General features: G+C 70.5%; 7 protein-coding genes. 4 read left to right on the top strand and 3 right to left on the bottom strand.

From position 1 onward, the window contains the following. Positions 1–90: 90 nt before the first annotated feature. Both ACFU8Q_RS37065 and ACFU8Q_RS37060 read right to left on the bottom strand, forming a co-directional pair. A complete protein-coding gene (locus tag ACFU8Q_RS37065) occupies positions 91–2,541 on the bottom strand; it encodes an MFS transporter (protein ID WP_384463230.1) in 2,451 nt (816 codons plus the stop codon). Positions 2,542–2,744: 203 nt separating this feature from the next. Then, complete coding sequence (locus ACFU8Q_RS37060; RefSeq protein WP_384463227.1) at positions 2,745–3,188, bottom strand: SRPBCC family protein; 444 nt, start codon at positions 3,186–3,188, stop codon at positions 2,745–2,747. A 218-nt stretch (positions 3,189–3,406) separates the two neighbouring features. On the opposite strand from ACFU8Q_RS37060, the gene ACFU8Q_RS37055 reads away from it, so the two are divergent. The 3 genes from ACFU8Q_RS37055 (at position 3,407) to ACFU8Q_RS37045 (ending at position 6,041) form a co-directional block, all read left to right on the top strand. Continuing rightward, on the top strand, positions 3,407–3,730 hold the full coding sequence (locus ACFU8Q_RS37055) for a hypothetical protein (RefSeq protein ID WP_384463225.1): 324 nt from the start codon (positions 3,407–3,409) through the stop codon (positions 3,728–3,730). A gap of 66 nt (positions 3,731–3,796) precedes the next feature. After that, the gene (locus ACFU8Q_RS37050) at positions 3,797–5,404 is read left to right on the top strand and encodes an alpha/beta hydrolase (RefSeq protein WP_384463224.1); all 1,608 of its coding nucleotides are present in this window, start codon (positions 3,797–3,799) and stop codon (positions 5,402–5,404) included. Positions 5,405–5,471: 67 nt separating this feature from the next. Continuing rightward, complete coding sequence (locus tag ACFU8Q_RS37045) at positions 5,472–6,041, top strand: GNAT family N-acetyltransferase (RefSeq protein ID WP_384463221.1); 570 nt, start codon at positions 5,472–5,474, stop codon at positions 6,039–6,041. On the opposite strand, the gene ACFU8Q_RS37040 is transcribed toward ACFU8Q_RS37045, so the two are convergent. Next, complete coding sequence (locus ACFU8Q_RS37040) at positions 6,013–6,591, bottom strand: adenylosuccinate lyase (protein WP_384463218.1); 579 nt, start codon at positions 6,589–6,591, stop codon at positions 6,013–6,015. The two genes, ACFU8Q_RS37045 and ACFU8Q_RS37040, sit on opposite strands and share 29 nt — an antisense overlap. 359 nt (positions 6,592–6,950) lie before the next feature. On the opposite strand from ACFU8Q_RS37040, the gene ACFU8Q_RS37035 reads away from it, so the two are divergent. Beyond that, positions 6,951–7,151 (top strand): 3-hydroxyacyl-CoA dehydrogenase NAD-binding domain-containing protein (locus ACFU8Q_RS37035; RefSeq protein WP_384463216.1); only part of this gene is annotated, 201 nt, incomplete at its 3' end.

Genomic DNA, 7,151 nt, shown 5'->3' with positions numbered 1-7,151 from the left:
CCCCCGGGGGTGGTGCGCCCGGCGCACCCCGCCTCCGGCGCGGTCCCGGCCGGGCGCCGGGCGCTGGGACGACGCCGTCCCGTGGAACAGTCAGTCCTCGTGTCCCAGTTGGAGGTCGCGTTCGGTCCGTCCGCCACCGGCGACCTGGAGGACGGTGGCCACCGGCGGATACCCGGCCGCGATCACCGTGTACTCACCGGTGGACAGGTCGACGAACCGGAATGCGCCGTCGGGCCCGGTGGTCAGGGTGTCGACCACATTGCCCGCCGCGTCCAGGAGCGTGACCCGGGCGTCCTCGACGGGCCGGCCGCCGCTCGCCCGTACCACGCCGCGCAGCACCGCACCACCGGCGAGTTCGATGTCCTGCCGGGTCTCCCTGGCAGCCTGCACGCTCACCGGCAGGGCGGCGGGCCGGAAGGCGGGGGCGCTGGCGGCCAAGGTGTATTCGCCGGCCACCAACTCCGTGATCACATAACCGCCTTCGCGGCCGCTGCGGGTGGACGCGACCACTTCGCCGCGCACATCGGTGAGGGTGACGGCGGCATCGCGCACCGGGATGCCGTCGGCGGTGACGACGGTCCCGGCGAGCCGCCCGGCACCACCGAGCACCACGTCGAGTTCGACGGGCCGTTCGCCCACGGTGACGCTGACGGCCTGCGGCTGGTGGCCACCTGCCGCGGCGATGAGGACGTAACTGCCGGCGCCGGGCACGCTCAGCGCGTACCGCCCGTCGTCCCCGCTCGCACCCCGTCCGACCTGCTGTCCCTGGACGTCGATGAGGGTGAGGGCGGCACGCGGGACCTTCGTACCGTCGGGGTGCTGGACGCTGCCGCACACGGGCACGCCCGACAGGTACACGGGCGGCGGAGCGGCGGCGGTGGCGCGGGCGGCGGGGATCGGTGCGGACTCGGCGGCGGTTTCGGGGCTGTGGTGGGACACCAGCGGTTTCTCCTTGAGGAAGAAGGCGAAGAACAGGCCGAGCGCGAGCACCGGCACGAGGTAGAGGAAGATCCGCGGCATCGCGTCGGCGTACGCCTGGATATAACTGTCGCGCAGCGCGGGCTCCATGGCATGGACCAACTGCGGGGTGATCGACTCGGGGTCGGGCAGATCGGCGCCGGACGGGAGACGGACCGCGAGCGCGTCAGCGAGGCGTCCGGCGAAGAGCGTCCCGAAGACGGCGGCGCCGACGCTGCCGCCGATCTGCCGGAAGTAGTTGTTGGCACTGGTGGCGGCGCCGAGATCGGCGGGCTGTACGGAGTTCTGCACGGCGAGCACGAGTACCGGCATGATCAGGCCGATCCCGATGCCGAGCACGGCCTGCGCGATGCTGTATTCGAGGCGCGGCGTACCGGTCTCGAGCCGGGAGAGCAGCCACATGCCGACCACCGAGACGGCGCCGCCGAGGATCGGATGGACGCGGTAGCGGCCGGTACGGGAGATCAGCTGGCCGGAGACGACGGACGCGACGACGATGCCGCCCATCATCGGGAGCATCAGCAGCCCGGACTCGGTGGCCGTGGCGCCGTCGACCATCTGCAGGAACGTCGGCAGATAGCTGGCGGCGCCGAACAGCGCGACCCCGACGACCGCGCCGACGAGTGCGGTGACATTGAAGATCGAGTCACGGAACAGCCGCAGCGGAATGATCGGTTCGGCTGCCCGGTGCTCGACGACGAGGAACAGCAGGGCCGTTCCGACGGCCCCGGCGCCGAGCCCCAGGATGGTGCGCGATCCCCAGGCGTACTCCGTACCGCCCCAGCTGGTCAGCAGTACCAGGCAGGTGGAGGCGGCCGCGAGCAGCACCGCGCCGAGGATGTCGAGGCGGGGGCGGACCGTGGGCCGGGGGAGTTTCAGGACGACAGTGATGACGGCGAGGGTGATCAGACCGAACGGGACATTGATGTAGAAGCACCAGCGCCAGGAGGCATGGTCGGTGAAGAAGCCGCCGAGCAGCGGGCCTGCGACCGAGGCGAGGCCGAAGGCGGCGCCGATGAGCCCCATGAACCGGCCGCGTTCCCGGGGTGGCACGACATCCGCGATGATCGCCTGGACACCGATCATGAGTCCGCCGCCGCCGATGCCCTGGACGGCACGGAAGGCGATCAGTTCGTCCATGGTGCGGGACCAGCCGGCCAGTGCGGAGCCGATGACGAAGACGACGATCGCGAACTGGAAGACGCCCTTGCGGCCGAAGAGGTCGCCGAGCTTTCCGTAGATCGGCAGTCCGATGGTGGAGGCGAGGAGGTATGCGGTGACGGCCCAGGACATCTTCTCCAGGCCGTGCAGCTCACCGACGATCTTCGGCAGTGCGGTGGCGACGATCATCTGATCGAGCGCCGCGAGCAGCAGCGTCAGCATCAGTCCGAGGAAGACCAGCCGGATGTGGCGGGGGCTGGTGTCCGGCACGGCGGACGGAGCGGCGGCGGCCTCCTTCTCGGCGGGGAGCGGCGAGGGCTGCGGCATCGACAGCGTGGTCGCCGCCTCGGCGGCCCCCGTGCCGCTCGGCTCGTCCTCCAACAGAGTGATCCCACCCACCACGTGCCGCTCCCCTCGTCGCATCTGCGCCGCCCATTTCTCGCATCGGGTGACGAGCGAGGGCAAACGCGACGGGGGGCGCTGACGGCGCACTCGGGGGGCTTATCCCCCGGTGAGAGCCACTACGGCGCACAACCGACGAGCCGAGAAGACCACCCGAACCGGTGAGGCCGGTCAAGGGAGCGTGGAACTACCGGAGCGTGGAGCTACTTCTCGACCTCGGTGGCGAGGTTCTGCAGCAGCTCGTCGTAGATCCGGCCAAGTCCCTTGGGGGCAAAGGTCTTCTCGAAGAATCCGCCGATGCCGCCGGCGCCGTTCCAGACGGTCGACACGACCGCCTTCGACTTCCCCTCACCGGCCGGGGTGACGGTCCAGGTGGTGACCATGGAGGAGTTGCGGTCCTTCTCCACGAGCCGGCCGTCGGTGGGCTCGGTGACCTCCAGCAGGCAGTCGCGCACCCGCTTGCTGGTGGCCTGGAGCTTCCAGTGGACGAGGGTCCCCTCACCGTCACCGCCCTCGCGCACCTCGTACTCGCTGAAGTGGCCGGTCAGCACCTTGCTCCGGGTCTCCGCGTAATCGGCCAGCGCGTCGAACACCGTCTCCGCGTCCGCCGCGATGACTCGCTCTGTCGTGGCCTCGACCTGCGCCATGCCTGTTCCTCCAGCACTCGGTTGTTCGGGGTGTGCTGAGCCAATCACCTCCGGCACGCCGCTCAAAATCCGGGCCGGGACGAAGGGGAGAAAACGATCAAGGGAACAAGCGTTCCATTATCTACTCCAATGCTACCGAGGAGGCGCCCATACGCTGGGACAATCCGGTCGAGAACCCCGCCACGGCCGGGAACGGCGCGCTCTTCACCACCGACGCGGTGACCACGCGCACCTTCGACGGAGGTTCCGCCCGGTCCGCCGGAGTGGGACCTCCGTGCGCCTGTGCGCCCAAGTGGTACCAGCGGCGCATCACACGGCACGTCCACGAGCCGGCGACCGAGTTCGGCATCGGCTCCTCGCACGAGGGCTCGGCCCGCGAGCCGCCCCTGCGCCAGAAGCAGCGGTCACCGCTCGACGCCCCCGGGCCGACCCGGCTGACCCTGCTCCGACAGTGCGGTGTGACGTATTCCGAGTCGGGGTCCGGCGCAACCGGTGGGGGCAAATGGGTCAACTCTCACCAGAACAGGTCCTTCCTGGCGTGAATGCGGGGAGCATGCGGCGGGGGCTGCACCCCGCGCAGCCGCGTTTCCCCCACCACGGGAGGCCATATGACGAAACGTCCAGGAATTCTGTTCGCCATCGGTGCGACGGTCGCCGGTCTGGTGACCGCCGCTCCGCCCCCGGCGACCGCCGACACCGGCACGCCGCGCGCCGCGGACCAGCTCACATGGACCGACTGCGGCACCGAGTCGTACCCGAGGCTGCAGTGCTCATCGGTCAGTACACCGCTCGATCATGACGATCCGTCCGGCCGGCGGATCACCCTCGCCCTGTCCCGGATCCCGCACACCTCGAAGACCTTCCAGGGCCCGCTGTTCGTCAACCCCGGCGGCCCCGGCGGCAGCGGCCTCTCAATGGCCGGCTTCGTCGCGTCCTCGCTGCCGAAGCCGATTGCCGCGCAGTACGACGTGATCGGCTTCGACCCGCGCGGCGTCGGGAAGAGCGAGCCCGCGATGGACTGCGTACCGCAGTACTTCGCTCCGCTGCGTCCCGACTCGATGCCGGGCTCGCCCGCCGTGGAGGATGCCAATCGGAACCGGGCCCGCTCGTTCGCGGAGGCATGCGGGGCGAAGTATCCGGATCTGCTGCCCCACATGGATACGGTCAGCGCCGCCAAGGACCTCGATGTGATCCGGCAGGCGACCGGTTCCGGGCAGCTCAACTACTTCGGGTACTCCTACGGGACCTACCTCGGCGCGGTGTACGCCAAGCTGTTCCCGGAGCGGGTGCGGCGCCTGGTGCTCGACTCGAACGTCGATCCGGAGGGCGTCTGGTACGACGACAACATCGGCCAGAACTACGCTTTCGACGCCCGTCACAAGGCGTTCGCCGCCTGGGTGGCGAAGCACGACAGCACGTACGGGCTCGGCAGCGACCCCGCAGCGGTCGAGCGTGCCTGGTACGCGATGCGTGACGCCGTCGAGGCACACCCCGCGGGCGGAATGGTCGGGGGGAGCGAGGTCGAGGACACCTTCCTGCCGGGCGGCTACTACAACGGCTACTGGCCCTACCTGGCCAACGCGTTCGCGGCGTATGTGAACGACCACGACCAGGACGCGCTCGTGAAGGCGTACATGAAGTTCGGCGCGGTCGACGCGAAGGGCGACAACGGGTACTCGGTCTACACGGCCGTGCAGTGCCGCGACGCCCAGTGGCCCCGCGAATGGAACACCTGGCGCAACGACAGCTGGAACGTCCAGGCCAAGGCGCCCTTCTTCACTTGGAACAACACCTGGTACAACGCCCCGTGCGCCGACTGGCCGGTGGAGCCGCTGAACCCGGTACGGGTCTCCAACAGCAACCTGCCGCCGGCGCTCCTCTTCCAGGCCACCGAGGACGCGGCCACGCCGTACGAAGGCGGTGTCGCATTGCACCGCAAACTACGCGGCTCCAGCCTGGTGGTCGAGCAGGGCGGCGGAAACCACGGCATCACGCTGAGCGGCAACGACTGCCTGGACACCTATCTGGCGGACTATCTCGCCAAGGGCACCGTCCCGCGCGGCAGCGGCAGCCCCGCCGGCGCGGACGCGGTCTGTGCGAAGTCCCCCGACCCGGTTCCGCTGACGGGCAGGGCGGCGGCGAAATCGGTCGATTCGGGAGCGAAAGCCGGCAGCAGGGGCAGCATCCTGCACGGCCTGCTCGGTTTCCGCGGCTGACGGCCGCCGAACCAGGGCCGGGCAAACAGGTACGGGCCATCCTGGCGCATGAGTCAGGATGGCCCGTATGACGATACGGACGACGCCGCCCCGCATGCCCGATGTGCGCGTGCGGGACATGACCGTCGACGACTGCGAGGCGGTCGCGAAGGTCCGGGTGCGCGGCTGGCAGGCCGCGTACGCCGGGCTGATGCCGCAGTCGCATCTCGACGCCATGGACATCGCCGAGGACGCGCGGCGGCGCCGCGGATTCTTCGCCGAGGGCAGCACGGTCGTGAATGTGGTGGCCGAGCGGCGGGGCCTCGGGGTGATCGGCTGGGCCTGCTATGGCCCGTACCGCGAGAACGGCCGACGGACGGCGCGGGGCGAGCTGTACGCGATCTATGTGGCGCCCGAGCAGATCGGGACCGGGGCCGGCCGCGCCCTGATGACGGAGATGCTCACGCGCGCCGCCGCGGACGGTTTCCCGGACCTGGCGCTGTGGGTCCTGAAGGAGAACACCCCGGCCCGCCGCTTCTACGAGCGCGCCGGTTTCTTCCCCGATGGCGCCGAGGAGACCTTCGAGGTGGACGGCGCACTCGTGCCCGAGTTGCGCTACGTACGCGCTCTCAGGCCTCCGGCCCCCGCAGCCGGCTGAGCGCGTCCCGCGCCGCGCCGCCCAGTCGCGGGTGCGGCACCGCCGCCTCCAGGAGCGGGCGGGCCCGCTCGTCCCCGAGTTGCCCGAGCCCCTCCACGCAGGCGAGCGCCACCCGCCAGTACGGATCGCCGGGGGCCAGCAGCCGCTCCAGGGTGCTCATCAGCGTCGGCACGGACTCCGGGGCCCGCAGGGCGGTGAGGAGCCGTACCGGATGCAGGGCGTACGCGGTGCGCAGGGTGTTGGTGGCCAGGGCGGCGGCTGCCCGCGGGGTGCGGGGGTCGCCGAGGCGCAGCAGGGCGTGGGCGGCGCGGACGCAGCGCTCGGGGTCACGGTGGTTGAGGAGCAGGACCAACGCCTCGAAGGCCCGTCGGTCACCGGCGCAGCCGAGTCGGAACGCGGCGATCTCCCTTGCCCAGAGCGGGCGTTCGCGTTCCACGAGGACGCGGGCCAGTTCCTCGTCGTCGTCGGTGGCGAGCAGTCTGCGGAACGCCGCCGACTCCCCCGCCTCGTCAGCCAGCCGGTCCGTCAGTGACCGGAACTCCTCGTCCATGACCGTCAGCGTATCGACGGGGACTCTGCGTATCGAGGGCCGGGGCGAATGTGACATGGCCCACGGCAACCCGGGGCTGGCGCGCTCGTTACCCACCGGTTAAGCTCATGTGAGCGGGACACAATCCCCGCCGGCTCCGGTGGCCTGGTGACGCAGCCATCCGGAGTGCTTGTCGGTTCGGCAGCTTTGCGAGACGTGACTTCGGGACAGAGTCCGTCGCCCCTTCCCGGTCCGGGCGCGCCCAGCGTTCCCCGACCCTGAGCACCACGACACGCAATTCCCGCACGCGTTGCGCCAGTTCGCCCTTTCAGCGCACGCCGTGCTCCTCACAGTCGTCACTCATTCTCTGGAGTCCCGTGATGGACACCCCGCTCAGCACCATCGCCGTCGTCGGCCTCGGCACCATGGGCACCGGCATCGCCGAGGTCCTCGCCCGCGCCGGCCACGAGGTCAACGGTATCGACGTCAACGAGGCGGCCGCCCGTCAGGCCGTCGCCGCCCTGGAAGCCGCGACCGCTCGCGCCGTGCGGCGCGAGCGGATCACCGAGGACGAGCGGAGC

Origin of the sequence: Streptomyces sp. NPDC057543, from assembly GCF_042801895.1 — a bacterium.
Lineage (GTDB): Bacteria > Actinomycetota > Actinomycetes > Streptomycetales > Streptomycetaceae > Streptomyces.
The sequence above is the reverse complement of the archived record's forward strand: the minus strand, read 5'-3'. Positions and strand labels throughout refer to the sequence as shown.

Bases quoted from the DNA above. Each gene is read 5' to 3' on its own strand.
- ACFU8Q_RS37040 (WP_384463218.1), bottom strand. From the start codon at position 6,591: ATGGACGAGGAGTTCCGGTCACTGACGGACCGGCTGGCTGACGAGGCG.
- ACFU8Q_RS37060 (WP_384463227.1), bottom strand. From the start codon at position 3,188: ATGGCGCAGGTCGAGGCCACGACAGAGCGAGTCATCGCGGCGGACGCG.
- ACFU8Q_RS37045 (WP_384463221.1), top strand. From the start codon at position 5,472: ATGACGATACGGACGACGCCGCCCCGCATGCCCGATGTGCGCGTGCGG.
- ACFU8Q_RS37050 (WP_384463224.1), top strand. From the start codon at position 3,797: ATGACGAAACGTCCAGGAATTCTGTTCGCCATCGGTGCGACGGTCGCC.